Source organism: Burkholderia sp. BCC0405 (assembly GCF_902833075.1).
Lineage (GTDB): Bacteria > Pseudomonadota > Gammaproteobacteria > Burkholderiales > Burkholderiaceae > Burkholderia.
This window is the reverse complement of the sequence record NZ_CADFEO010000015.1, coordinates 53,011-76,117: the sequence shown is the minus strand read 5'-3', so window position 1 is coordinate 76,117 and position 23,107 is coordinate 53,011. Positions and strand designations below refer to the sequence as shown.

General features: G+C 70.3%; 19 protein-coding genes and 1 riboswitch. Of the genes, 9 read left to right on the top strand and 10 right to left on the bottom strand.

All coding sequences use genetic code 11. From position 1 onward, the window contains the following. Window positions 1-469 precede the first annotated feature (469 nt). Window positions 470-2,734: an Ig domain-containing protein gene (locus HWX36_RS23875; RefSeq protein ID WP_175955342.1), complete on the top strand. Its 2,265-nt coding sequence runs from the start codon at window positions 470-472 to the stop codon at window positions 2,732-2,734. Between the two features lie 216 nt (window positions 2,735-2,950). On the opposite strand, the gene HWX36_RS23870 is transcribed toward HWX36_RS23875, so the two are convergent. Beyond that, window positions 2,951-3,853 carry a LysR substrate-binding domain-containing protein gene (locus HWX36_RS23870; protein WP_175955340.1) on the bottom strand — a complete coding sequence of 301 codons (903 nt, stop codon included), beginning with the start codon at window positions 3,851-3,853 and terminating at the stop codon, window positions 2,951-2,953. A 94-nt stretch (window positions 3,854-3,947) separates the two neighbouring features. On the opposite strand from HWX36_RS23870, the gene HWX36_RS23865 reads away from it, so the two are divergent. After that, entirely contained in the window at window positions 3,948-5,186 is a 1,239-nt protein-coding gene (locus HWX36_RS23865) for an MFS transporter (protein ID WP_244136504.1), read from the top strand. On the opposite strand, the gene cobJ is transcribed toward HWX36_RS23865, so the two are convergent. The 4 genes from cobJ to cobG are packed head-to-tail and all read right to left on the bottom strand — an operon-like array spanning window position 5,162 to window position 9,594. Further along, window positions 5,162-6,883 carry a precorrin-3B C(17)-methyltransferase gene (gene cobJ / locus HWX36_RS23860; protein ID WP_175955339.1) on the bottom strand — a complete coding sequence of 574 codons (1,722 nt, stop codon included), beginning with the start codon at window positions 6,881-6,883 and terminating at the stop codon, window positions 5,162-5,164. The two genes, HWX36_RS23865 and cobJ, sit on opposite strands and share 25 nt — an antisense overlap. After that, on the bottom strand, window positions 6,880-7,614 hold the full coding sequence (locus HWX36_RS23855; RefSeq protein ID WP_175955337.1) for a precorrin-2 C(20)-methyltransferase: 735 nt from the start codon (window positions 7,612-7,614) through the stop codon (window positions 6,880-6,882). The genes cobJ and HWX36_RS23855 overlap by 4 nt, the downstream gene beginning before the upstream one ends. After that, window positions 7,611-8,237, bottom strand: a complete 627-nt coding sequence (locus tag HWX36_RS23850; protein ID WP_175955334.1) for a precorrin-8X methylmutase — start codon at window positions 8,235-8,237, stop codon at window positions 7,611-7,613. The genes HWX36_RS23855 and HWX36_RS23850 overlap by 4 nt, the downstream gene beginning before the upstream one ends. Further along, on the bottom strand, window positions 8,230-9,594 hold the full coding sequence (cobG, locus tag HWX36_RS23845) for a precorrin-3B synthase (RefSeq protein WP_279613399.1): 1,365 nt from the start codon (window positions 9,592-9,594) through the stop codon (window positions 8,230-8,232). Before cobG ends, HWX36_RS23850 begins: the two co-directional genes overlap by 8 nt. Window positions 9,595-9,700: 106 nt before the next feature. Beyond that, a riboswitch (cobalamin riboswitch) is annotated at window positions 9,701-9,892 on the bottom strand. Window positions 9,893-10,034: 142 nt separating this feature from the next. Between cobG and HWX36_RS23840 the strand changes: the two genes are divergently transcribed. The 6 genes from HWX36_RS23840 to HWX36_RS23815 all read left to right on the top strand — a co-directional run bounded on the left by HWX36_RS23840 (window position 10,035) and on the right by HWX36_RS23815 (window position 15,256). Continuing rightward, window positions 10,035-10,331 carry a hypothetical protein gene (locus HWX36_RS23840; protein WP_175955330.1) on the top strand — a complete coding sequence of 99 codons (297 nt, stop codon included), beginning with the start codon at window positions 10,035-10,037 and terminating at the stop codon, window positions 10,329-10,331. Between the two features lie 114 nt (window positions 10,332-10,445). Further along, the gene (gene cbiE / locus HWX36_RS23835; protein WP_175955328.1) at window positions 10,446-11,708 is read left to right on the top strand and encodes a precorrin-6y C5,15-methyltransferase (decarboxylating) subunit CbiE; all 1,263 of its coding nucleotides are present in this window, start codon (window positions 10,446-10,448) and stop codon (window positions 11,706-11,708) included. Further along, on the top strand, window positions 11,708-12,796 hold the full coding sequence (locus HWX36_RS23830) for a cobalt-precorrin-5B (C(1))-methyltransferase (RefSeq protein WP_175955326.1): 1,089 nt from the start codon (window positions 11,708-11,710) through the stop codon (window positions 12,794-12,796). The genes cbiE and HWX36_RS23830 overlap by 1 nt, the downstream gene beginning before the upstream one ends. Then, complete coding sequence (locus tag HWX36_RS23825) at window positions 12,793-13,524, top strand: cobalt-precorrin-6A reductase (protein ID WP_175955324.1); 732 nt, start codon at window positions 12,793-12,795, stop codon at window positions 13,522-13,524. Before HWX36_RS23830 ends, HWX36_RS23825 begins: the two co-directional genes overlap by 4 nt. A gap of 43 nt (window positions 13,525-13,567) precedes the next feature. Then, window positions 13,568-14,296 carry a precorrin-4 C(11)-methyltransferase gene (cobM, locus tag HWX36_RS23820; protein ID WP_175955323.1) on the top strand — a complete coding sequence of 243 codons (729 nt, stop codon included), beginning with the start codon at window positions 13,568-13,570 and terminating at the stop codon, window positions 14,294-14,296. Between the two features lie 90 nt (window positions 14,297-14,386). Continuing rightward, a complete protein-coding gene (locus HWX36_RS23815; RefSeq protein ID WP_175955322.1) occupies window positions 14,387-15,256 on the top strand; it encodes a hypothetical protein in 870 nt (289 codons plus the stop codon). Between the two features lie 13 nt (window positions 15,257-15,269). Here the strand turns inward: HWX36_RS23815 and HWX36_RS23810 are convergent, their stop codons facing one another. Next, window positions 15,270-16,448: an MFS transporter gene (locus HWX36_RS23810; RefSeq protein WP_175955321.1), complete on the bottom strand. Its 1,179-nt coding sequence runs from the start codon at window positions 16,446-16,448 to the stop codon at window positions 15,270-15,272. A gap of 129 nt (window positions 16,449-16,577) precedes the next feature. Here HWX36_RS23810 and HWX36_RS23805 point away from each other — a divergent pair, with 129 nt between their 5' ends. Further along, window positions 16,578-17,093 (top strand): MarR family transcriptional regulator, encoded by a 516-nt coding sequence (locus HWX36_RS23805; RefSeq protein ID WP_175955320.1) that lies wholly within the window; start codon window positions 16,578-16,580, stop codon window positions 17,091-17,093. 287 nt (window positions 17,094-17,380) lie between these two features. On the opposite strand, the gene HWX36_RS23800 is transcribed toward HWX36_RS23805, so the two are convergent. The 4 genes from HWX36_RS23800 to HWX36_RS23785 form a co-directional block, all read right to left on the bottom strand. Further along, window positions 17,381-17,764, bottom strand: coding sequence for an ATP-dependent protease (locus tag HWX36_RS23800; protein ID WP_175955319.1), 384 nt, complete (start codon window positions 17,762-17,764; stop codon window positions 17,381-17,383). Between the two features lie 363 nt (window positions 17,765-18,127). Further along, a complete protein-coding gene (locus tag HWX36_RS23795; RefSeq protein ID WP_175955318.1) occupies window positions 18,128-18,832 on the bottom strand; it encodes a glutathione S-transferase N-terminal domain-containing protein in 705 nt (234 codons plus the stop codon). 178 nt (window positions 18,833-19,010) lie between these two features. Further along, the gene (locus tag HWX36_RS23790) at window positions 19,011-20,135 is read right to left on the bottom strand and encodes a porin (protein WP_175955317.1); all 1,125 of its coding nucleotides are present in this window, start codon (window positions 20,133-20,135) and stop codon (window positions 19,011-19,013) included. A gap of 223 nt (window positions 20,136-20,358) precedes the next feature. Next, window positions 20,359-23,061, bottom strand: a complete 2,703-nt coding sequence (locus tag HWX36_RS23785) for a LuxR C-terminal-related transcriptional regulator (RefSeq protein WP_175955316.1) — start codon at window positions 23,059-23,061, stop codon at window positions 20,359-20,361. Window positions 23,062-23,107 lie beyond the last annotated feature (46 nt).

Genomic DNA, 23,107 nt, shown 5'->3' with positions numbered 1-23,107 from the left:
ACCGACCGCCGCCTCTTTTCGAACTGCGCCGGTTCCACCGCCGGAAGTCCGACCAGGCCGTGCAGCGGCTGGCCGCCATCGGAATCGCTTGTTGCGCCGTATGCTCCGCGCAGATCGCTTGCGTCGGCGAGCGCCGTGGAGACAGTCATGGTGCGTCGCTTGTCGCAGGTTGGACGCACAGCTCACGACGCAGGTCCCGCGATTCCGACGCCGGAAAGGGCCGCGCTTCGAAATCTGGCACGGTCGACCTTCGATGAAAGATTGCCGCGGTCGACGGCGGGCGGGAGCGCTCGAATCCGTCGGCCGGATCAGCTACGTCCAATGTCCGGGGTATCCGCCGACCATCGCTGCATGTATGCCAGCAGCATCGGTTCGATATTCCAAACATTGACCCACGGCACGCCAAGGACGGAAGCATTGGTACATCTGCGCCGCTCGCGCCCGCCATTCTCGTCAGGAACGTCGAAAAATGACAAGCACTCTACACATTCCGGCCGGCTACTTGACGCTAGGCCTGGATTCCACCGGCACTATCGTCGAACTCATCGATTCCCGCAGCGGCCATGACTACATCTCGCCCGGGAAGTTCGTCCCGCTCGTCAGACTCGTGATCAACGGGCTACTGGTGAAGCCCGCTGGCGTCCGATGGTCCTCCGCTGACAACACGCTATCCTTCATGAACGATACAGGCCTCGGATTCGAGGTCGATGTCCGCGTCCTGCAGAAGAACGGCTACGCCACCTTCGAAGTCACCCGCGTGTTGATCGAACCCGCTTGCGACGTTCAGACGCTGCTGTGGGGACCGTTGCCTGTCGCGATCAACCAGACCGTCGGCGAAGCCGCGGGCGTTGTACGAGACAACGAATTCGCCATCGGCCTCAAGCCGCTCAGCGACCGCACCGAAGGCGCGTGGCCCAAGGAATATCCGCAATATGGCTGGGAAAGCGACGTCATCCCCAATCCTTACAATGTGGACGTAGCGGCGATGGAGCCGTGGAGCGTCGCGGCAAAGACTTCATGGGGGGCGGTGCTGCGCGCCTTTACGTTTGACTATACGCGCCAGCGGGAGCGGCTCAACCCCAACGGCTATCCGATCCCGCTCGGCCCACTCGACACCGCAGGCTCGGTAATCGGATCGAAGATTGCGCTATACGGCAGTGAACCGGATCTCGTGACGACCATATTGTCGTTCATTGCTTCGAGTGAAAACCTCCCGTATCCGACCCAGAATGGCCAGTGGCAGAAAGTGGCGCAGGCCAGCGGCCAGTCGTTTCTTGTGCTGCAAGATCTCGACACCGGCAATGTCGGCAAGGTTGCCCGCCTCGCCAACAGCGCGGGAATCAACTACATCTACTCGTCACGGAGCTATCGCGGCCCGTGGAAATACACCGGGCATTATCGGTTCGACTCCACCTTCGGCGACAACGACGACGGGGCCGCAAAGCTTGTGGAAACGGCAAAAGAGCACGGTATCCGCGTCGGCGTTCATACCATGTCGGACTTCATCAGCGTCGGGCCGCCCACCTCCATCGATCCCTACGTTTCACCGCCTGCCGACCCTCGCTTGGCCTTGGGCGGGCACGCCGCTTTGTCCCGGCAGTTGAGCATGACGAGCACGATGCTCTACTTGAGCGGATACGCGCCAGTGCGGGACGGGATCAACAAGAAGATGCTGCGTATCGGCAATGAGTTCATCTCGTTCACCGATGCCCGAAGGAACGTCAATGAATGGCAAGTTAGTGGACTGACCCGAGGCCGGTGGGGCTCCTTTCCCACCGAAGCCGTACCTGGCACGCCCGTTGCGAGGGTGATCGTGAATTCGTATGACGGGGCCACCGGCGGCCTCGGCATCATCGACGAGATCGCCATCCGACTGGGTACCATCAGGAACAACGTCGGCATCCGGTCCCACTCGTTCGACGGGGTGGAATCCGCCAGTGATTCGGGCTGGGGCAGCTTTGGCATTGCCCGGTTGATAAACGGCACCTACGCTGCCCAGACCAGGCACGATGGATACATCAGCGAGACAAGCCGGATGACCTCGAATGCGTGGGATACGCTGACCCGGGCGAACTGGACCAACTCGGAGATGGATCAGCTGTACCGCAACAACGTCTTCTACCAGGCCAACTACCTGCCGGGCATGCTTGGATGGTTCGATATCACCGGCGTCTCGTTGACCCGGATCGAAACCATGCTCGCACGCGGCGCGGCGCTCAACGCTGGCATGGGCGTCCAGGGCACGGCGGCATTCCTGCTCTCGGCAGAGGAGACGCCGAAGATTCTCGACAAGATCAAGCAGTGGGAAACCGCCAGGAATCTCGGCGCGTTCACCGAAAAGCAGCGAGCCGCGCTTCGCGACCAGGCTACCTGCTGGACCCTGAAGGCCATCCGCCCCGGCCATAGTTGGTCGTTGCAGCAGGTGAATTCCGCAGGCGACCCGATCGGCGATCCGCAGACCGTATCGGCACCGACACCGCAACTGGGCCCCGCGGTCTTGCCGGTCGCCACTCGAGGCGCGCTCTACGCCGCGAAAATCACGACGAATACGCCTGCGACCGTCCGTTTCACGGTGACCAGCGGGGCATTGCCCCCAGGTCTCCAGTTCAATCAGGATACAGGCGGGATGGTGGGTACGCCCAGGAACACCGGGAGGTACACATTTGCCGTCACGGCCACGAATGACGGGGGGCTGGCTGACGCGCGAGCCGTTTACACAATCGTGGTGCACTGAGGTATCGGGCAGCCTTCATCGATTTCGCGGGCGACCGCGCCGGCAATCCGGACGCGCATCACGGCGGCTGTGCTGCGCGCGTCATTCCGGCGATACCTGGGGAATTCGGTGAGGGTGATCAGCCGTGTTGGCGAACGTGATCGGTGTGGAAGATGGGGGCGCGCGGCCAGAACACCGAAACCACGGGGGAAGCGCGATCCGGGCGCTTGACTCGCATCATGCCGATATGGGCTGCGCAAGCGAGCGTGCCAGCGCGACGAAGCGCTCGACGCATGCCGACGCGAACGGCTCGTTCCACGACACGAGCTGTTCGACCGCGCGCGTGCCGGCAAGCGGCACGTAGACGACGCCCGGACGCCGCAGTGTCGCCGTGAATCCCGGCACGATCGCGATGCCGCGCTCGGCGGCCACCAGCGACACGAGCGTCGTGATCTGGGCCGCGGTCGCGCCGATCCGCGGCGCGAACCCGGCCTGCGCGCACAAGTCGTCCAGGGCAGCGGTCAATGCCGAGCCGTAACCGGGCGGAAACGTGACGAAGGTTGCGTTCGCAAGTTCCGCGACGTCGACGCTCGCCCGGCCCGCGAGCGGATCGCCGGCCGGCACGGCCGCGACGAGCGGCTCGCGCGACACGACGAGCGACGCCACCGGCGCGCCGGGCGCACCGTTCCACGCCCAGCCGAAACCGATGTCCATCGTGCCGTCCGCGATCTGCTGGCGCTGGCTGGCGGTCGCCGCCTCGCGGAACGCGAGCTCGACGTCGGGCATCGTCCGGCTCGCGACGCGGATGACGTCCGGGAACGTGTCGGACATCGGGATCGAGCTCGCATAGCCGATCACGATCCGCCCGGCGATGCCTTGCGCGATCTTGCGCGCGCCCGCTTCTGCCTCGGCGGCCGCGCTGACGACGTTGCGCGCATGGTCGAGGAACGCGGCGCCTTCCGGCGTCAGCCGCACCGCGCGCGTCGAACGCTCGAACAGCCGGACGCCGAGCTCGCTTTCCAGCGCGGCGATATGGCGCGTCAGCGGCGGCTGCGCGACCCGCAGGCGCAACGCCGCGCGGCCGAAGTGCAGTTCGTCGGCGACGACCACGAAATAGCGGAGGCGGCGCAGGTCGAGCATTGTTGTCGTTCCGGTATCAATCGCGATGAAAACGGTATTGGCGCGCACGCGGCGCGCTCGTCAGACTGTCGGCATCGACGACCGGGCAGCTCCGATGAACGACAGGATCACGCGCATCGCGTTCTTTCTCTGCGGCTTCGCCGCGTTTCTCAATCTGTATTCGACGCAGGGCATCCTGAGCGAACTCGCGGCCGCCTTCGGCGTCAGCGCGGAGCGCGCGGGGCAGGGCGTGAGCGCCACCACGGCGGCCGTCGCCATTATCGCGCCGTTCGTCGGCGTGCTGGCTGCACGTATCGAGCGGCGCGTCGCGATCTCGCTCGCGGCGGCGGCCGTCGCGCTGCCGGTCGTGTGGTCCGCGCATGCGGGCGGTTTCGCGTCGTTTCTCGGCGCGCGCTTTGCCGCCGGTCTCGTCATGCCGTTCGTCTTCGCGCTGTCGATCGCCTATATCGCCGAGCGCTTCGATCGCGGCACGTCGGCCGAGATCAGCGCGCTGTTCGTCGCCGGCACGACGCTCGGCGGTTTCGCCGGCCGCTTCGCGACCAACCTGATGACGTCGATGTGGGGCTGGCGGCATGCGCTCGACGTCGTCGCGGCGCTGTGTCTCGTCACGGGTGTCGCGATCTACGCGAGCCTGCCGGCATCCCGTGCGAGCGCGCGGCGCGCCGGCCGCGAGGCGGATAGCGGCGCGGGGCCGTCCTGGCGCATCGTCACGCGCGGCCCGCTGCTCGCGTCGTTCGCGATCGGCGCATGCGTGCTCGCGTCCCAGGTCGCGACGTTCACGTTCGTCGGCCTGCGCCTGGCCCGTGCGCCGTTCGGCTTCGGCACGGTCGGGATCGGCGCGATCTATGCGGTGTTTCTGGTGGCGGTGGTCGTGACCCCGCTGGCAGGGCGCCTCGCGCGGCATCGCGGCCCGCGCGCACCGGGGCTTGCCGCGGCCGCGCTCGCGATCGGCGGGGCATTGCTCACGCTGTCCGACACCGTGCCGGTGATCCTGGCCGGCCTCGCGCTCAGCTCGACCGCCGTGTTCGTCGAACAGGCGTCGGCCAACACGTTCATCTCGCAGGCGGCGTCGAGCGCACGCTCGACGGCGATCGGCCTCTACCTGTCCTGCTATTACTTCGGCGGCAGCCTCGGCTCGATCCTGCCGGTGCCCGGCTGGCATCGATGGGGATGGGCCGGCTGCGTCGCGTTCGTGGTGGCGGCGCAGGCCGTCGTCGGCGCGCTCGTGTACCGGTTCTGGCGAGACGGCGGTGCAGCCGGCAGCGGGCATGCCCACGTGCGCGTGCCGGGTTCACACGCTAGCCGCGTTCAGCGATACCAGCGCGGCGTATAGACCCACTCTCGTGCGTTGCCGATCGCGAAGCGCCGCGTCGTCGACGAGCCGACGATCACCATCGTGCGCATGTCGACCTGGTCGCTGCGCAGCGCGCCGAGCGTCGTCGTCGCGAGCGTCGCGCCCGGCCGGCCGATGTCGCGGCCGAGCACGACCACCGTCTCGGCCGTGCGGTGCGCACGCACGACATCGAGCGCACGATCGAGCTGCCACGGCCGCGCACGCGAGATCGGGTTGTAGAACGCCATCACCAGGTCGGCCTGCGCCGCATGCCGCAGGCGCGTCTCGATCACGTCCCACGGCTTCAGGTTGTCCGACAGCGAGATCGCACAGAAGTCGTGACCGAGCGGCGCGCCGGCCTGCGCGGCCGTCGCGAGCGACGCCGAGATGCCCGGCTCCACGCGCAGGTCGACCGCGGCCCAGCGCGGATCGCGCGCTTCGTCGAGCGCCTCGAGCACGGCCGCGGCCATCGCGAACACGCCCGGGTCGCCCGATGACACGACCGCGACGCGCCGGCCTTCGGCCGCGAGTTCGAATGCGTGGCGCGCGCGCTGCATCTCTTCGCGATTGTCGGTGCCATGCACGCGCTGGTCGGCACGGAACGGGCCCGCCATGTTCACGTAGGTCGTGTAGCCGAGGATGTCGGTCGCGTCCGCGAGCGCGGCGCGTGCGGCCGGCGTGAGCCACGCTGCGCCGCCCGGGCCGAGCCCGAGCACCGTCAGGCGGCCGCGCGCACGGCCGAGCGTGGCGGGATCGACCGGATGCGACGAGACCGCGCACGCGATACCGTTCGTCGTGGCGCGCAGCGTGTGTGCGACGCGCAACGCGCGGCCAAGCAGGGCGGCGGCATCGGTGATTGCCTCGTCGTTGCCTTCGGAATCGACATCGACGAAACGCAGCGGCACGTCGAGCGTTCGCGCCGCGTCCTCCAGCACCGCATCGCCGATTACCGACGCGGGCGCCACGATGGCCGCGAGCGCGAGCCGTGCGAGACCGTGCGCATCGAGTGCGGCGTCGATGCGTGCAGCGAGCGCTTCATCGCCGTGGATCGCCTGCGCATCGACGCCCGCCACCACGCTGCGCGGATGAATCACGAGTTCGTCGCGCGTGCCGCGCCATGCATCGGGCGTCACGCGGATCGCGTGCGCGGCCGCGTCGTCGCGCGGCAGCGCGACATCGTCGAGCCACGGCGCCGCGCCGTCGATGCGCGTCGACGCGCCCGCGAGCAGATCGGACACGAAGCGCTTGCCCTGGGCGAGATCGGCGAGCGCATAGCCGTCCGGCGGATTGAGCACGCACGCGCCGAAGCGCAGTTCGCCGCTCGTCGTGATTGCAGGCGCAACGCCGACGCATGCGGCGATTTCCCGCGCGATCGCGTTGACGCCCGTCAGCCCGCCGAGCAGCGGCACGACCGCCGATCCGTCTTCCGCCACCGCGAGCACGGGCGGCTCGATGCCTTTGTCGGCAAGCGCGGGGGCGAGGCAGCGGATCACGATGCCGGCCGCGCACAGCGCGACGATCGGCAGCCCGCGCGCATAGAGTTCGCGCAGGTGCACGCCGAGATCGTCGAACGGCACGTCCGCCGCGACGCGCGACGCGAGGCCATGCACGAGGGCGCCCGGATAGCGCGCCTGGATGCGCCGCGCGGTATCGAGCGCGCCCGCGCCGAGAATCACGATCGCGGGCGGGGTCGTCATCCTTGCCATTTTTCCCCCGGCACGACGAGCAGCGAGAAATACGGCGACGCCATCGGATCGACTTCGTCGAGCGGCACGATGCGCTGGCTCGCCATCGTCGCGCGCTCGACATACAGCGCGCGCTTCGCGAGCCCCAGCTCGTCGAGCACGCGCCGCACCTTGTCGAAATTGCGGCCGAGCTTCATCACGACGGCCGCGTCGGCCCGCGCGAGCCGCTCGCGCAGCTCGTGCTCGGGCAGCACGCCCGACAGCACCGACAGACTCTGGTTGCGATACACGAGCGGCTGGCCGAGCACGGCCGTGCCGCCGAGCATCGCGCATACGCCGGGGATCACCTCGGTGTCGTAGCGCGGTGCGAGGCGGTCGTGCAGGTACATGTACGAGCCATAGAAGAACGGGTCGCCTTCGCAGATCACCGCGACGTCGCGGCCCGCATCGAGGTGCGCGGCAACGATCCCGGCGGCCGTATCGTAGAAGTCGGCGATCACCGTCTCGTAGCACAGCGGCGGCGGCAGCGCCTCGGTCGTCACCGGATAGACCAGCGGCAGTTGCGTTTGCCCGTCCCGCAGGTGCGCTTCGACGATGCCGTACGCATTGCCTTTCTTGCCCTTCGCGACGAAATACGCGACCACGGGCGCGGCCTGCAGCACGCGCAGCGCCTTGATCGTCATCAGTTCAGGATCGCCGGGGCCGACGCCGACCCCGAACAGGCGTCCGCGCGCGGTCGTCATTCGACCTCCGTCGCGAGCGCATTGACCGCGGCGGCCGCCATCGCGCTGCCGCCGCGCCGGCCGAGCAGCGCGACGTACGGCACGCCGCGGCTGTCGGCAGCGAGCAGCGCCTTCGATTCGGCCGCGCCGATGAAGCCGACCGGGAAACCGAGGATCAGCGCGGGGCGCGGCGCACCCGCGTCGATCATGTCGAGCAGGTGGAACAGCGCGGTCGGCGCATTGCCGATCACGACGACGCTGCCCGCCAGATGCGGACGCCACAGTTCGAGCGCGGCGGCCGAGCGCGTGTTGCCGAGATGGCGCGCGAGATCGGGCACCTCGGGCTCGCCGAGCGTGCAGATCACGCGATTGCCGGCCGGCAGCCGCGCGCGCGTGATGCCTTCGGCGACCATCCTCGCATCGCACAGGATCGGCGCGCCGGCTGCCAGGGCCGTGCGGCCCGCCGCCCCGGCGCCGGCCGAGAAGCGCAGGTCGCGGACGACGTCGACCATCCCGCACGCATGGATCACGCGCACCGCGAGTTTCTCGAGGTCGGGCGGAACCTGCGACAGGTCGGCCTCGGCGCGGATCGTCGCGAACGACTGGCGGTAGATTTCCTGCCCGTCGCGAATGTAGTCAAGCATCGGTGGTGTCCTGGCTGTGCCGCGCGCCCGTCAGTCGGGCCGCGGTCTGGTCAATCGTCAGATGGCGCGCGAGCGGGGCGCCGAGGCCCGCGGCAGCGTCGCGCCGGTATAGGTCGTAGTGCGCGGGCGCAACCGCGACGAGCGTGTGCGTCGCGGGATGCGGCAACGCGCAGTGGCGCTCGCAGCCGGTCAGGTGCACGTCGAGCGCATGGCCGATGCGCGCGGCGAGCGCGAGTGCGTCGTGTTTGGTGTCGGCGCGCGCCTTCGCGCAGCCCGCGCTGCCGGTGCATGCGACGAGCGACGCGAGCGGGTCGGACGACGCGCAGACGAGGCCTAGCGTCGCGAGCGCATCGAGCGTGGCCGCAGCGCGTTGGTTCGGCACGCCGTGGAGAAACACGCCTTGCCACGGCGTCATCGACAGCGTGCCGTCGCCGTCGGCTTCGGCCAGCGCGGCGAGCCGTTCCAGTTGTGCGGCGTCGAGCCGGCCGAGCACGAATTGCGCGCCGACGTTGCAGCGCGCCTCGTCGAGAGACGAACGCACGCCGAAACGCAGCGTCGGATCGGCATGCGTGCGGCGCCAGCCTGCGAGCGCCGGATCGGCCGCGAGCGGGAAGGGCAGATAGTGCTGCGCGCGCTCGAGCAACGCGCGTTCGCCGCCTGTTGCGAGCAGCGCGCGCATCCGCGTGACGTCCGCCGGCGCGAGATCGAGGAATGCAAGCAGCAGCGCGCGAACCAGCGCGGCGGCTTGGTCGGGCGCGACATCGACCGAAGCGGGCGGGTCGTCGTGCGCGACCGGAGGGCAGCCGGCCAGCCCGGCAGCGACGCGCACCGCGCCGTCGCCGCGACGCCAGGCGGCCAGCCAGATGTCGTGCGGATGATCGAGCGCCGCAACCGATTCGCCGCCGTCAAGCTGGATCGAGAATTTCGGCGACAGCTCGCCGCGGCGGGGCTCGCGCGCCAACAGGTCGAAGAGCGGCGCGACGAGCGCGCGGCTGTCGACGAGCGCGGCCGGGTCGTGGCCGGCGAGCGGGCTGAGCATCACGTTGCGGACGTCGTCGCTCGCGGCGAGCGCGGCCGCATCGGCGGCTGCATTCGAGGTTGTGTCGACGCGCGGGCCGAGGCCCGCATCGAGCAACGCGCGCGTCAGCGCGTCGGCCACGCCGTCGCGAATGCCGCGCAGCTGAAGATTCGCGCGATTGGTCGCGTCGATCGCGCCGGAGCCGAATGCACGCGCGGCAGCGGCGATCGCACGCGCCTGGTGTGCGTCGAGCCGGCCACCCGGCAGCTTGATCCGGCACAGCCCGCCGTCCGCGGCCGCGACTACGCGCACGAGCCCCGGGCAGGCCGACGGGCGCACGACGGGCGACGCAGGAATCGAAACGGGGGCGGAACTCAACGGGGTAGCGGGACAGTGTCGCGCCGCGGCCAACGCATCGGTACACCCCGCCCGACGCCGACTGGCACGCACGCACTTTCTGGCCGGCAGGTCTCCTGGCTGACAGGTCGGCGCCGGCTCCCGGCCTTCCCGGTGGAACCAGTGGCATGAGGGGGAGATCGGCTCGCTGTCTACAGTTGCGGGGGCAGCCACAGCGGCGCGCGGCGCGCCCTGTGTTCCCTCTTCGGCCCCGAGGGGCACCGGCGAACGAACGGCCGTAGGATACCCGATTTTCGCGACGATCCGGCATTGTCGATATGCCGCGCAACCGCATCGCAGAACGGCCGCAGCCGGTTTTGCGCTGTCTCGCAAATGGTACGATTGGCGGCTCGACATCAGATCGGCGACCGCCGGGATCCGCGATGAAACTCGGCAGGACGGAGCTGTTCGGCATGGGCATTGCACTGGGCTTGCTGGCCATCCCGGCCTGGATACTGCTCGCGTGCATACTGATCCCGCTTGCACCGTCGGCCGAGTGGCCGAAGAATGTCGGGCTCGCCGGCCTCGGCGTGCCGATCGTGGCGGGTGGCACGTTCCTGTACAGGAAAATCGGTGCGCGGCCGCTCACGTGGCTGCTGCTCGGGTGGCTGCTGATCGCGTCGATCGGCGGCATGTATCTGGGCTTGCTGGTCTTGATTGGCCCTGTGCCGCGCGGCTGACGTCGTCGCCGTATCGCACCGGCCACGCTCGGCACATCAACGGATCAACGCGTGGCGGCCCGGCCGCCGCGCATCGCAACACACGGTAGGGAATCGAACGATGGGGAAGGGTGCATGACGGCGTGGCTGACGGTAGTGGGCATCGGCGACGACGGTTACGCGGGGCTCGGGCGCGCCGCGCGCCGCGCGCTGCTCGACGCGACGCTCGTCGTCGGCGCGAGGCGGCATCTCGACATGCTGCCCGCGCGGCTGCCGGCCGCGCGCGAAACGTGGCCGTCGCCGTTCGATCTCGCGGGCGTGCTCGCGCGCCGCGCGTCGCCCGTCTGCGTGCTCGCCAGCGGCGACCCGATGCTGTTCGGCGTCGGCGCCACGCTCGCGCGCACGCTGTCCCCGGACGAATGGCGCGTGCTGCCCGCGCCGTCGTCGCTGTCGCTGGCGGCCGCACGCCTCGGCTGGGCGCTGCAGGATGTCGGCGCGGTCTCGCTCGTCGGCCGTCCGCTTGCGACGCTCGCGCGCCACCTGCTGCCCGGCCGCCGCCTGTTCGTGCTGAGCGCCGACGGCCGCACGCCGGCCGCCGTCGCGGCCGAACTCGTCGCACGCGGCTTCGGGCCGACGCGCATCAGCGTGTTCGAACATCTCGGCGGCCCGCGCGAGCGGCGTCTCGACGGGCTCGCACAGGACTGGCGTGTCGACGCAACGGCCGCGCTCAACCTGGTGGCGCTCGACTGCCAGGCCGGCCCCGACGCGCCGCGCCGCGCGCTCACGCCCGGCCTGCCCGACGATGCGTACCGTCATGACGGCCAGCTCACCAAGCGCGATCTGCGCGCAATGACGCTCGGTCGCCTCGCGCCCGCGCCCGGCGAGCTGCTGTGGGACGTCGGCGCCGGCAGCGGCTCGATCGGCATCGAATGGATGCGCGCGCATCCGTCCTGCCAGGCAGTCGCGATCGAAGCGCATGCGGAACGGCAGCGCTTCATCGAGCACAATCGCGATGCGCTCGGCGTGCCGGGCCTGCAGCTCGTCGCGGGCCGCGCGCCCGATGCGCTCGCGGGGCTTGCCGCGCCCGACGCGATCTTCATCGGCGGCGGGGCGACCGCGCCCGGCGTGCTCGACGCGTGCTGGGCAGCGCTGAAGCCCGGCGGCCGGCTGGTCGCGAACGCGGTCACGCTGCAGGGCGAGATGGCGCTCGCCGCATGGCGCGAGGCGCACGGCGGCACGCTGACGCGCGTGTCGCTCGCGCACGCCGAGCCGCTCGGCCGCTTCGATACGTGGCGGCAGCCGTTGCCGGTCACGCTGTACGACGTGCGCAAGCCCGACGCGGCCGGCCTGCCCGACACGAGCGCATCGTCGGCCACGACGAACGCAACGGACGCGTGATGCGCGACGAGACCCCCGAACAGCCCGCGCCGCTCCGCTTCGGCTACACGACCGGCAGCTGCGCGACCGCGACGTCGCTCGCCGCCGCGCGGCTGCTGCTCGCGGGCCGGGCGGACGATGCGGTCGAGATCGTGCTGCCGAAGGGGCAGCGCGTGATGATGCGGCTCGAGTTTTGCCGCACCACGGCCGACGGCGCGGAAGCCGGCACGATCAAGGACGCCGGCGATGATCCGGACGTGACGCACGGCGCGCTGATCTTCGCGCGCGTCGCGCTCGCGGCGGCGCCCGGCGTGCGGTTTCATGCAGGGCCGGGCGTCGGCACGGTCACGCGCGCGGGGCTGACGCTGCCGGTCGGCGAACCGGCGATCAACCCGGTGCCGCGCCAGATGATGACGACGCACCTGGAAGCGCTCGCGATCGCGCAGGGCTATGCGGGCGGCTTCGACGTGACGATCGGCGTCGAAGGCGGTGAGGCGCTTGCGCTGAAGACGATGAATCCGCGCCTGGGCATCGTCGGTGGTTTGTCGATCCTCGGCACGACCGGCATCGTGCGGCCGTTCTCGTGCTCGGCCTACATCGCGTCGATCCACCAGGGCATCGATGTCGCGCGTGCGAACGGGATCGCGCACATCGCCGCGTGCACCGGCAACGCGAGCGAGGACGCGATGCGCGCGCACTACCACCTGCCCGACATGGCGCTGATCGAGATGGGCGATTTCGCGGGCGCGGTGCTCAAGCACCTGCGGCGCGCGCCGGTCGCGCGGCTGTCGATGTGCGGCGGCTTCGGCAAGCTCAGCAAGCTCGCGGCCGGCCATCTCGACCTGCACAGCCGCCATTCGAGCATCGACCTGCCGCTGCTCGCGCAGTGGGCGGCCGAGGCCGGCGCAGGCGATGCGCTGCAGGCCGCGATGCGCGCCGCGAACACGAGCCAGGAAGCACTGAAGATCGCACATGCCGACGGTGTGCCGCTCGGCGATCTCGTCTGCGCACACGCGTTGCGCGTCGCGCGCGACATCGTGCCGCCGTCGGTCGCCGTCGAGATGTTCGCGATCGACCGGCAGGGCCGCTTCGTCGGGGAGGCGCGATGACGACGCGCATCCTGCTGCTCGGCGGCACCGGCGATGCGCTGAAGATTGCACGCGCGCTCGGGCCTCGTCACGTCTACAGCCTGGCCGGCCTCGGCAAGGTACCCGACGACCTGCGCTGCGACGTACGCGTCGGCGGCTTCGGCGGCGCTGCCGGGCTGGCCGCGTATCTGCGCGGCGCCGGCATCGGCCTCGTGATCGACGCGACGCATCCGTATGCCGCGCGGATCAGCGCGAATGCCGCCGCCGCGGCGCGTGAAGCGGGCGTGCCGCTGTGGGCGCTGCGCCGCGCGCCGTGGGCGCCGCAGCCCGGCGACGATTGGCGCATGGTCGACGACTGGGCCGGCATCGAGGCCGCGCTTGCGCCGTTCAGGCGGCCGCTGTTCACGCTCGGCCGCGAACCGCTCGCGCATCTCGACGCGATTGCGCCACACCAGTTCTGGCTCGTGCGCTGCCTCGACGCGCATCCCGGCAACGCGCGTGCACAGATCATCGCCGCGCGCGGGCCGTTCACGCTCGACGGCGAGCGCGCGCTGTTCGCGCTGATGGGCATCGACGTCGTCGTCAGCAAGAACAGCGGTGGCGCGGCCACCGAAGCCAAGCTCGACGTCGCGCGCGAACGCAGGCTGCCGGTCGTGATGCTGCGCCGGCCGGCGCTGCCCGACGCCGACCGCGCGTTCGACTCGGCCGCGGCGCTCATCGACGCGCTCGATCCCGCCGCACGCGCATGATGCGGTGCGGCGGGTCACCCCATGAATTGACGGAGATTTTTCGATGACGGTGTATTTTATCGGCGCGGGCCCCGGCGACCCGGAGCTGATCACGGTGAAGGGCCAGCGCCTCGTGCGCACCTGCCCGGTGATCCTGTACGCGGGATCGCTGGTGCCGCCGGCCGTGCTCGACGGCCATCGCGCGGAGCAGGTCGTCAATACGGCCGAGCTCGACCTCGACGCGATCGTCGCGTTGCTCGCCGGCGCGCACGCGAAAGGGCAGGATGTCGCGCGCGTGCATTCGGGCGACCCGTCGCTGTACGGGGCGATCGGCGAGCAGATTCGCCGGTTGAAGACGCTCGGGATTCCATACGAAATCGTGCCCGGCGTGACGGCCACGGCCGCGTGCGCGGCGACGCTCGGCGTCGAGCTGACATTGCCCGGCGTCGCGCAGACGGTGATCCTCACGCGCTTCGCGGGCAAGACGACGATGCCGGAAGGCGAAACGCTCGGCTCGCTCGCCGCGCACCGCGCGACGCTCGCGATCCATCTCGGCGTGCGCCATCTCGCCCGCATCGTCGACGAAGTGCTGCCGCATTACGGCGCCGATTGCCCGGTCGCGGTGATCTATCGCGCGAGCTGGCCCGATGAAGAACGCGTGACCGGCACGCTCGCCGACATCGTCGGCAAGGTGCAGGGCACGCAGATCGAGCGCACCGCGCTGATCCTGATCGGGCGCGTGCTCGACGCCGAGGGGTTCGCGGATTCGACGCTGTACGCGAGCGCGGGCTGATCGCGCGCAGGCCGGCCACGTTCGGGCAGAATGGGCCACTTCGCGCGATCACGGCGCACCGCGCAAGCAACCTGACAAGGACAACGTCGAATGCGTACCCTGACTCGATCACGCAGGTTCGGCCTGGCGGGATTGACGGCCGCTCTGCTGGCGGCCTCCACGGCCAACGCCGCCGCTGAAGCCAATGAAGCCCGCGCCGTGCCCTTTATTGAGGTGACGAAAACCGCCGTGCCCGATCGCGACTGGCCGCGCAAGGTCTGCGAGTTGGCGTCGGCATCGTGCGGCGCCTCCGGCGAGTCAGGTGATGCGGACAGCGCGCCTTCGCTGTACCGGGCCAGGAACGACGCGGCGGGTGTCTACTATGCGACCCTGCCGGGCCCGCAGCTGCTGAAAGTGAGTTTCGCGTCCGGCACCGGCTGGAAGGTCGTGCAGCAGTGGAATTTCTCCGACTACCCGCCCACTGACCGGGTCGAAGGCGATGGCGAGCCGCCGCCGCTGCGGATCTACCCCGCGCTGTATCCGCTGGGCGGCGAGCGCTTCGCGGTCGCGGTGCTCGCCGGTTGGTCCGAAAGTTATTCCGGCGGTGGCGGAAGCTGGGAAAACGCCGACTTCGTCGAACTGCGACCGAACGGCGGGCATGCCCGCACGCCCCGTGTAGCGAAGCTCCCGTTCAGCTGCAGCAAGCAGATTCGCGCCTGCTTCACGGAGCGCGACTATCGGCACTCGCCGCATTGCAGCGAAGACTTCGACGGTTCGCTGCGGCTGCGCTTCGTGCCCGGTGCGAGCGCCGGCGATCTCGACTGGATCGCCACCTGGAAGGAGAGTCATTGGCCGGGCCAGGAACCCCGGAGCAAGACCGGTCATACGTCGGTTTCCGTCACGCTGCCGGCAGGGCGGGACCCGGTCGCCGCAGGCAACGCGCTGCGCGACAAGATCCCGTTTTGCGAGCCGGTCAACTGAGCGGCCGCCAACGCTACGCACGCGCCGCGTGCAGCACCCGCTTCGGCGCAAACCCCGCCGCCAGCGCGAACAGCGCGACACACAGGCAGGCCATCGCGATCCAGGCGGGCGTCAGGTCCGCGAGATGCTGGCGCACGATGCCTGCCGCGAACGGAAACAGTCCGGCGATCAGGTAGCCGACGCCCTGCACGAAGCCCGTCAGCGACGCGGCATCGGCCGGTGTCGCGGCATGGTCGACGGTGACGATCAGCGACAGCGGAAACAGCGCGCCGATCCCCGCGCCCAACAACAGCGCGGCCGGCAACGCCAGCGCTTCGGGCGCGGCCAGCATCACCAGCAAGCCGACGAACAGCGACGCGATCGCCGCATGCAGCGCGGGCCGGCGGTCGGGCAGGCGGTCGATCGTCGCCGAGATCGTCAGCCCCGCGACGACTTCCGCGAGCGTCACGCCGCCGAGCAGGCTGCCGGCCGCCGTCGGCGACCAGCCGAGCCGCATGTAGTACGGTGGCAGCCAGGCGAGCACGAGCGTGTACGCGCCGGTCGCGATGCCGAAGAACAGCGCGAGCCGCCACGCGCGCGCCGAGCGCGCCGGCTGCGCGTTCGACGCCGACGTCGGCCCGGCGGCGAACGCGTCGCCGCCACGGCTGGCCAGCGGCCACGCCAGCGCGGCCACCGCGGCCGGCAGCGCCCAGCCCGCGAGCGCGGGGAGCCAGCCCCAGCGCGCCGCGGCGAACGGCGCGACGACGCTCGCGAGCACGGCGCCGCCCATGATCGACGTCGAATAGACGCCCATCGCACCGCCGATCCGCGTCGCGAAATGTGCCTTCACGAAGCCGGGCAGCAGCGCCTGCACCATCGCGATCCCGACACCCGCGCAGCAGGCGCTCGCGAGCAGCAGCCACGCGTGCTGCGCGCCGATGCGCGACACGCAGGCCAGCCCGATCAGCGCGACGCCGAGCCAGACGCCGCCCGCGATGCCGGTCAGGCGCTGCAGGCGTCGCGCACTCAGTGCGCCGAGCCCCATCAGCAGGATCGGGATCGTCGTCAGCAGGCTGGCCGCGCCGTCGCTGATGCCGGTCGCCCGCTGGATCATGTCGAGCAGCGGGCCGACCGCGGCAAGCGCCGGCCGCAGGTTCAGCCCGACGAGCACGATGGCGGCGAGCCGCCATCCGGGGGAAGAGAAGCGATTCATTGCAAGGCCCTCGAAATCGGTGCGCGGCCCCGGTGAGGCGCGGCGCGTTCTTCATGTAAAGTATCTCGACATCAAGATAAATGCTGATTTATCTCGACGTCAAGATAACTGGTGAGCCGAGGAGGGTTAATGGATCGAGCCGCGCATGCGCTCGCACAATGGCGCGCCGAGCGTCCGGATCTCGACGCGTCGTCGATGGTGGTGATGGGGCGGTTGCAGGAAGCGGCGCTCGTGATCGCGCGCGACCGTCTCAATCCGCTGTTCGCGCGCTACGGGATGCAGCCGGGCGAATTCGACGTGCTCGCCACGCTGCGGCGCGGCGGGGCGCCGTTCGCGCTGACGCCGACGGCGCTGTACGACGCGCTGATGATGTCGTCGGGCGGGATGACCGCGCGCATCGACCGCTTGCAGAAAGCCGGCTGGGTGGAACGCCGGCCGAACCCGGCCGACGGGCGCGGCACGCTCGTCGCGCTGACGGAGACGGGCCGCGCGCTGATCGACGAAGCGGTCGTCGCGCACATCGACAATCAGCGCGCGCTGCTGGCCGTGCTGTCGGAGGCGGAACAGGCGCAGTTGTCGCAGCTGCTGGGAAAGTTGCTGGCGGGGCTGGCAGACGGGGCGCCGAAAGGGGCGGACGGCGAGTAGCGCCGCCGGATGCGCGATGCAAACGCGCGGGGCGGGCAAAAAGCATGCTTCGTGAATGATCGTGGACGCCGCTTGCCGACGCACCTGTCCGCCCCATTGCAGCCGGTCGAGCCGTTGCACGATCGACGGCCCATGTCAGGGCATGACGGCCACGCGCTCCGACGATCCGAAAGCTTGCCCTCCGTTGGCGGACCGGTTGCAGCAACCGAGCGCCCCGCGCACCACGCGGCTGACCTGATTCCAGCCCCGCCCCCGGCACGCCTCGCGGCCCCAACGGCAAGCCATGATCAGAGATCTCCGCGCACTTCGCCGGTTCCCAGCGCGCTCCGCTGCCGGTTGACTTCCGCCCAGAGCTCATCGCTGTCGTCTTCGCGCAGCACGACCATCCAGTCCAGTTGCTCGTCGGTCACGCCGAAGTATTCCAGGATTTCCCGGCGCACCGTATCGACGAACTGCGCGTACTCCGGGGTTGCCTGGGCCTGCGCGTGCAAGGCGTCATATTCTGCATCGTCCGCGCCGCCGCCGTGCTCGTCGATATAGCGCGAGATCCACTGGTCTCGTTCGTGGTCGTAGTCGGCCTCGGCGCGCATCGCTTGCAACGCCGTGTGTAAATCCAATTGCGCAAACGCGGCGATCGCCGCCGTCGTTGCCGCGTCGAATGTAGTCGTCATTCCATTTCTCATGTCGGTCATCGCACATCGTCGCACGGGCCGCACCCGGGCAGGCGCCTCGCATCTGCGCCACACGACACGCCGCCTGGCGTCGGCGTTCGATCCGGGCAAAGGCACCCTTCACGCCTTCCAGGGCGCCACGCATCGGGGCCGCCCGCGCGACAGGGCGCTCATTGTGCCGCACTGCAAGCCCGCGATGAAGACAACCGGGTGCGGCCGAGCGCACCACACGTTTCGAGCGTATCGCGTGCAAGCGCCACGCCGGCACTTGAACACGCATGCGGGCGCCGGTCGTGAACGGCGCGGCATGGGCGAACTCGAACGGCCGACCTTGGGCGGTGGCCGTTGCGCTTTCCTGGCCGATCAGCCTCGCGCCGGAATATTGAGCCCGCGCGCGACAGCCGGACGCGCCACGAACGCGTCGAGCACCCGCGCGACGTTCCGGAATTCGCTGAAGCCGACCAGGTCGCCCGCTTCGTAGAAGCCGACGAGGTTGCGCACCCACGGGAAGATCGCGATATCGGCGATGGTGTACGTATCGCCCATCATCCACTGGCGGTTCGCGAGGTGCGCGTCGAGCACGCCGAGCAGGCGCTTCGATTCGTCGACGTAGCGGTCGCGCGGGCGCTTGTCCTCGTAGTCGCGGCCGGCGAACTTGTGGAAGAAGCCGAGCTGGCCGAACATCGGCCCGATGCCGCCCATCTGGAACATCACCCACTGGATCGTCTCGTAGCGGCCGGCGAGATCCTTCGGGATCAACTGGCCCGTCTTGTCCGCGAGATAGATCAGGATCGCGCCCGATTCGAACAGCGGCAGCGGTTTGCCGTCCGGGCCGTCCGGGTCGATGATCGCCGGGATCTTGTTGTTCGGGTTCAGCGACAGGAATGCGGGCGAGAACTGGTCGTTCGTGTCGAAGCGCACGAGGTGCGGCTCGTACGGCAGGCCGGTTTCCTCGAGCATGATCGACACCTTGACGCCGTTCGGCGTCGGCAGCGAGTAGAGCTGGAGACGGTCGGGATGCTGGGCCGGCCACTTTTGCGTGATCGGGAAGGCGGACAGGTCGGACATGAAGGTTCGCTCGTCGAAGTGGAGGTTCCGCGCTCCGTCCCGGCTGCCGCGCGCCACGGTCGATGGCGCGGCGGCGGGGCGGAACGCGCCGAAAACGCCCACTGTAGCCGATCCCGCGGCTCGATGCAGGCGGTGCCGCACGCGTGCGCCGCCGCATCGCCCGACGCCGCCGGAACCGTCAGAAGTTGTGCCGCAGCCCGATCATCGCGGCCGTCGTGCCGACGCCCGGCGCGACCGGCTGCCCGTACACGAGCATCTGGTCCATCGTGCCGCGGTTGTTCACGTGGCCGACCTGCGCATAGACCGTCGTCCGCTTCGACAGGCTGTAGTCGGCCGCGAGCACGACCGCCGTCGATTTGTTCGCCGAGACGTTGCGATCCTTCAGGTAATACACGGCCGAGCTCACCTGCAGGAAAGGCGTGAAGCGATAACCGATGCCGGCCGACAGCATGTCGAGGTTCACCTTGTCCGCATGCGACGGATTCCGGCCGTTGCCATACGACGCCGACACCGAGAAATCGTGGATCGTGTATTTCGCACCGGCGTAGACGAAGCGATTGTTGTCGACGCCGGTCGGCGCGACGCCCGGCGCCGGGTTCGTGTCGTGCCCGTTGTAGTAGACGGCCGATGCGTTCAGCCCGCCGTTCGCATACCTGAGCACGACCGATTCGCGCGTACCGCCCTGGAACTGGCCGGCCACGCCGCCCGGCGCATATTCGAGCGCGATCGACGCGCCCGCGAAGGTCGGCGACTGGTAGACGAGCGCATTGCTGTCGTACAGCGCGCCGATCGCGCCGTTGGTGCTGGTTCCCGGCCAGCCGGCCGCCGTGTTCAGGCCGAGCCACGCGGTCAGCACGCTGCCGAAGAATTGCGCGTTGCGCACGTCGGTGTCGGCCATCGCGTAAATCATCGGCACGATCTGGCGGCCGGCCGTGAACGAGCCGAACGGGCCCGACACGCCGAGCGACGCGATCTGGTTGAAGATCGCGACGGCGCCCGGCGTGTCGCTCAATTGCAGCTTGCCGGTGCCGCTGTCGAACGAGCCCTGCAGCTTGAAGTTGACCTTGTAGCCGCCGCCGATGTCCTCGCTGCCCTTGATGCCCCAGAAGCTCGAGTAGATGCCGCCGTCCTTCATGCGGAACACCTTGCCGGTATTCGGCGCGCTCGGGCTGAACGACGCCGCCGACGTGCTCTGGTACAGCAGGCCCGAGTCGATCACGCCGTAGAGCGTGACGGAGGATTGCGCGTGCGCGAGCGCCGAACAGCCGGCAAGCGCCGCGAGCGCGGCCAGTTTCGTCTTCATGAAGTCTCCAGGATCGTATTGGATCCGGACGGGATCGAGCCCGTCCGGGTAAAGCGGGGAAGCGTCGAGGCGGGCGGGAAGGCGTGACCTGCATCGCCCGTGCGAGCCGTGCGGAAAGAGTACGCAACGGCGGGCGGCCGCTCCCCCCCATGCGCGGGGGGCAGGGTTGCGGAGAATCGGAGGAAGGCGGGCGCGGCCCTACGCCCGATTGGCGGAACCGGCGTTACGGCGCGCTTTCGAGCAGGCCGAGCACCAGCGCGCGGCGTACCGCATGCTTGCGCGAGCTGGCGTCGAGCTTGCCGAACAGGTTCTTCAGGTGCCACTTCACGGTTTCCTCGCCGACGGCGAGCGCCACCGCGATCTCCTTGTTCGACAGGTTGCGCGCGAGCAGTTCGAGGATCGCGCGCTCCTTCGGCGTCAGCACGACGCTCGGCACCGCGCGCGGGCTGGCCGCGGCGCGCGGGGCCGGCGGCACGATGCGCGGCTGCGGCAGCGCGTGCCGCGCGGGGCCGGCGCCGGGAGCCGCTTCGTCGCCGGCGCGGCGCGCCCAGTCGGCGATGGCCGGATGCGCGTCGGCGAGCGTGCGCGTCAGCCCGAACAGGTCCGCGAGGTTCATCGCCTCGTCGAGCAGCGCGCGGCCGCCGCCGCCCGACTGTTCGAGCGCGAACGCGCTGAGCGCCATGATCTCGATGCGCGCCTGGCCCATGCTCATTTCGCGGGCCAGCACCGCCGCTTCGTCGAGCGCCGCGCTCGCGTCGTCCCAGCGGCGCGCGGCCAGCGCCGCGCCCGCGTGCGCGGTTGCCTGCAGCAGCACGACGGGGCGCCGCCACAGCGGCCCGTGGGACGGAAACTCGGCCGCCGCGATCGCGTCGATCCGCTCGACGAGCGCGTGGCAGGTTGCCTCGCGATAGCGCGCCGCATGAATGCGCACCTGTTCGGCGAGACTCGCGACCGACAGGCGCGGCAGGCGGCGCGCGACGCCCATCGCGTCGAGCGCTTCGAGCAGGTCGATCGCGCGGTGCTCGACCCCGCGCAGCAGCGCGATGCGCGCGGCGGTGCGATAGCCGAGCAGCACGGTGTCGGGCGTGCCCGCATGTTCAAGCACGTCGAGCCGGTTCGCGAGCAGCGCGGCGGCCTGGTCGACGCGGTCGGCCTCGTACGCGAGCGCCGCGCACATCGCCGCGAGCATGCAGGTCAGCGGATGGCGGCGCCCGAGATCGGCTTCCGCACGCGCCAGCGCCGGCGACAGCGCGTCGTCGGCCAGCCGGACCTGGCCCTCGCACAGGTAGCTCAGGCCCGTGATCAGCTCGCCCCAGCGCGCGACATAGCCGAACCCGGCCGCCGTCTCGCCGCGCGGCGCCGCGTGCTGGAAGCGGCGCGCCTGCGCCGGTTCGCCGACGATGATCGCGCGCGCCGACAGCCGGTTCGCGTGCATTTGCGCGAGCCACGTCGCCGCCGGCGGCGTGAAGTCGGCCCACGGTTCGAACAGCTCGACGAAGCGGTCGATTTCGTCGGCGTAATACGCGGCCGCGCTGAGGATCAGCGCGCATTCGTAGCGCATCGCCGCGGGCGTGCCGGGATCCGCGAGGATGCCCGCGATCTGGCGCTGCGCCTCGACATGGCGCTCGCCGAGCGCCAGCGCCCACGCCACCGCGACGCGCAGCGTCGGGCGCTTGTCGAGTTCCGCGTCAGGCAGCAGCGCGAGCCAGTCGAGCACGTCGTTGATGCGGCCCTGCTTGATCGCATCCTCGAGACAGCGCTGCGCAAGCCCATACGCCACCTCGAACTGGCCGGCCGCATACGCGTGGCGGGCGGCTTCCTCGGTCATCCCGTGCGCGTCGAGCCAGGCGGCCGCGCGCGCATGCAGCGTGCTGCGCTCGGGTTCCGGGCCCGCGGCCAGGCGGTCGCGCAGCGTGTCGCGCACGAGCGGATGCAGCCGGCACCAGTCCGAATCGTCCGACGCAATGAACAGCGGCGTGTCGCGTGCGAGCCGCGCGAGACGGTCGGGCGCGGCCGCGTCGTCGAGCAGCGCGGCGCACAGCGACGGATGCAGGCGATCGGCGACGCTCGTGCGGGTCAGGAAAGCCGTGTCGTCCACCGACAGGTTCGTGAGCAGCAGCTCGACGAGCCGGTCGCGCGTGCCGTCCACGCGGGCGGCGAGCGCGTCGACCGCCTGGCGCGGATCGGCCGAGCGCGCCATCGCGGCCATCGCGAGCTGCAGGCCGAGCGGCCAGCCGTCGACGCGTTCGAACAGCCGCGCGCACGCATCGGCGTCGACCCGGTGCGCAAAGCGCGCGCCGACCAGCGCAATCGTCTCGTCGAGCGTGAAACGCAGCCAGTCGGGCCCCGCGAGCGTGCATTGCCCGCCGGCGAGCAGGTCGCCGGCCGCGTGATCGAGCCCGCGCCGCGCGGCAACGACGACATGCAGGTTTTGCGGCGCGTTGTGCAGCACATAGGTCAGCGCATCGAGGCCGGCTGGCGGCAGCCGCTCCGCATCGTCGACGATCAGCAGCGCATCGATCGACAGTTGCGCGACCTCGGCCAGCCACGCGGTCACGCCTTCCAGCGCGCGCGCCGCGTCGGCCGCGCCGACCGGGATCAGGCGCCCGAAGCCGGGCCGCGCGCAGCCGGTCCGCACCGCTTGCACGAGCCCCTGCAGCAACCGCGCCGCATCGTCGCGCTCGTCGGCCGACAGCCATACGACCGCGCGGCCGAGCGCAAGGGTTTCGCGGCGCCATTGCGCGAGCAGCGACGTCTTGCCGTAGCCGGCCGGCGCCTGCACGAGCGCGACCGGCCGGCCGCCGAAAGCGGGCGCGGCGAGGCTCAGCCGCGCGCGGGCCAGCAACTGCGCCGGTACGCGCGGCGCGGTCGTCTTCAGGACCAGTTCGGTGGGGGGCGCGTCGGCGCGATCGGGTGGGTGGGCCATCGGGGCAGCAGTCGGAATCCGGCGGTGCCGTGCGGGCCAGCGTCCG

What these genes read in the sequence shown, in the direction of transcription:
- HWX36_RS23855 (WP_175955337.1), bottom strand. Translation starts at nt 7,614, where the DNA reads ATGACGACCGCGCGCGGACGCCTGTTCGGGGTCGGCGTCGGCCCCGGC.
- HWX36_RS23810 (WP_175955321.1), bottom strand. Translation starts at nt 16,448, where the DNA reads ATGAATCGCTTCTCTTCCCCCGGATGGCGGCTCGCCGCCATCGTGCTC.
- cobJ (WP_175955339.1), bottom strand. Translation starts at nt 6,883, where the DNA reads ATGACGACCCCGCCCGCGATCGTGATTCTCGGCGCGGGCGCGCTCGAT.
- HWX36_RS23795 (WP_175955318.1), bottom strand. Translation starts at nt 18,832, where the DNA reads ATGTCCGACCTGTCCGCCTTCCCGATCACGCAAAAGTGGCCGGCCCAG.
- HWX36_RS23825 (WP_175955324.1), top strand. Translation starts at nt 12,793, where the DNA reads ATGACGACGCGCATCCTGCTGCTCGGCGGCACCGGCGATGCGCTGAAG.
- cbiE (WP_175955328.1), top strand. Translation starts at nt 10,446, where the DNA reads ATGACGGCGTGGCTGACGGTAGTGGGCATCGGCGACGACGGTTACGCG.
- HWX36_RS23800 (WP_175955319.1), bottom strand. Translation starts at nt 17,764, where the DNA reads ATGACGACTACATTCGACGCGGCAACGACGGCGGCGATCGCCGCGTTT.
- HWX36_RS23875 (WP_175955342.1), top strand. Translation starts at nt 470, where the DNA reads ATGACAAGCACTCTACACATTCCGGCCGGCTACTTGACGCTAGGCCTG.
- HWX36_RS23865 (WP_244136504.1), top strand. Translation starts at nt 3,948, where the DNA reads ATGAACGACAGGATCACGCGCATCGCGTTCTTTCTCTGCGGCTTCGCC.
- cobM (WP_175955323.1), top strand. Translation starts at nt 13,568, where the DNA reads ATGACGGTGTATTTTATCGGCGCGGGCCCCGGCGACCCGGAGCTGATC.
- HWX36_RS23840 (WP_175955330.1), top strand. Translation starts at nt 10,035, where the DNA reads ATGAAACTCGGCAGGACGGAGCTGTTCGGCATGGGCATTGCACTGGGC.
- HWX36_RS23870 (WP_175955340.1), bottom strand. Translation starts at nt 3,853, where the DNA reads ATGCTCGACCTGCGCCGCCTCCGCTATTTCGTGGTCGTCGCCGACGAA.
- HWX36_RS23815 (WP_175955322.1), top strand. Translation starts at nt 14,387, where the DNA reads ATGCGTACCCTGACTCGATCACGCAGGTTCGGCCTGGCGGGATTGACG.
- HWX36_RS23790 (WP_175955317.1), bottom strand. Translation starts at nt 20,135, where the DNA reads ATGAAGACGAAACTGGCCGCGCTCGCGGCGCTTGCCGGCTGTTCGGCG.
- HWX36_RS23785 (WP_175955316.1), bottom strand. Translation starts at nt 23,061, where the DNA reads ATGGCCCACCCACCCGATCGCGCCGACGCGCCCCCCACCGAACTGGTC.
- HWX36_RS23830 (WP_175955326.1), top strand. Translation starts at nt 11,708, where the DNA reads ATGCGCGACGAGACCCCCGAACAGCCCGCGCCGCTCCGCTTCGGCTAC.
- HWX36_RS23850 (WP_175955334.1), bottom strand. Translation starts at nt 8,237, where the DNA reads ATGCTTGACTACATTCGCGACGGGCAGGAAATCTACCGCCAGTCGTTC.
- HWX36_RS23805 (WP_175955320.1), top strand. Translation starts at nt 16,578, where the DNA reads ATGGATCGAGCCGCGCATGCGCTCGCACAATGGCGCGCCGAGCGTCCG.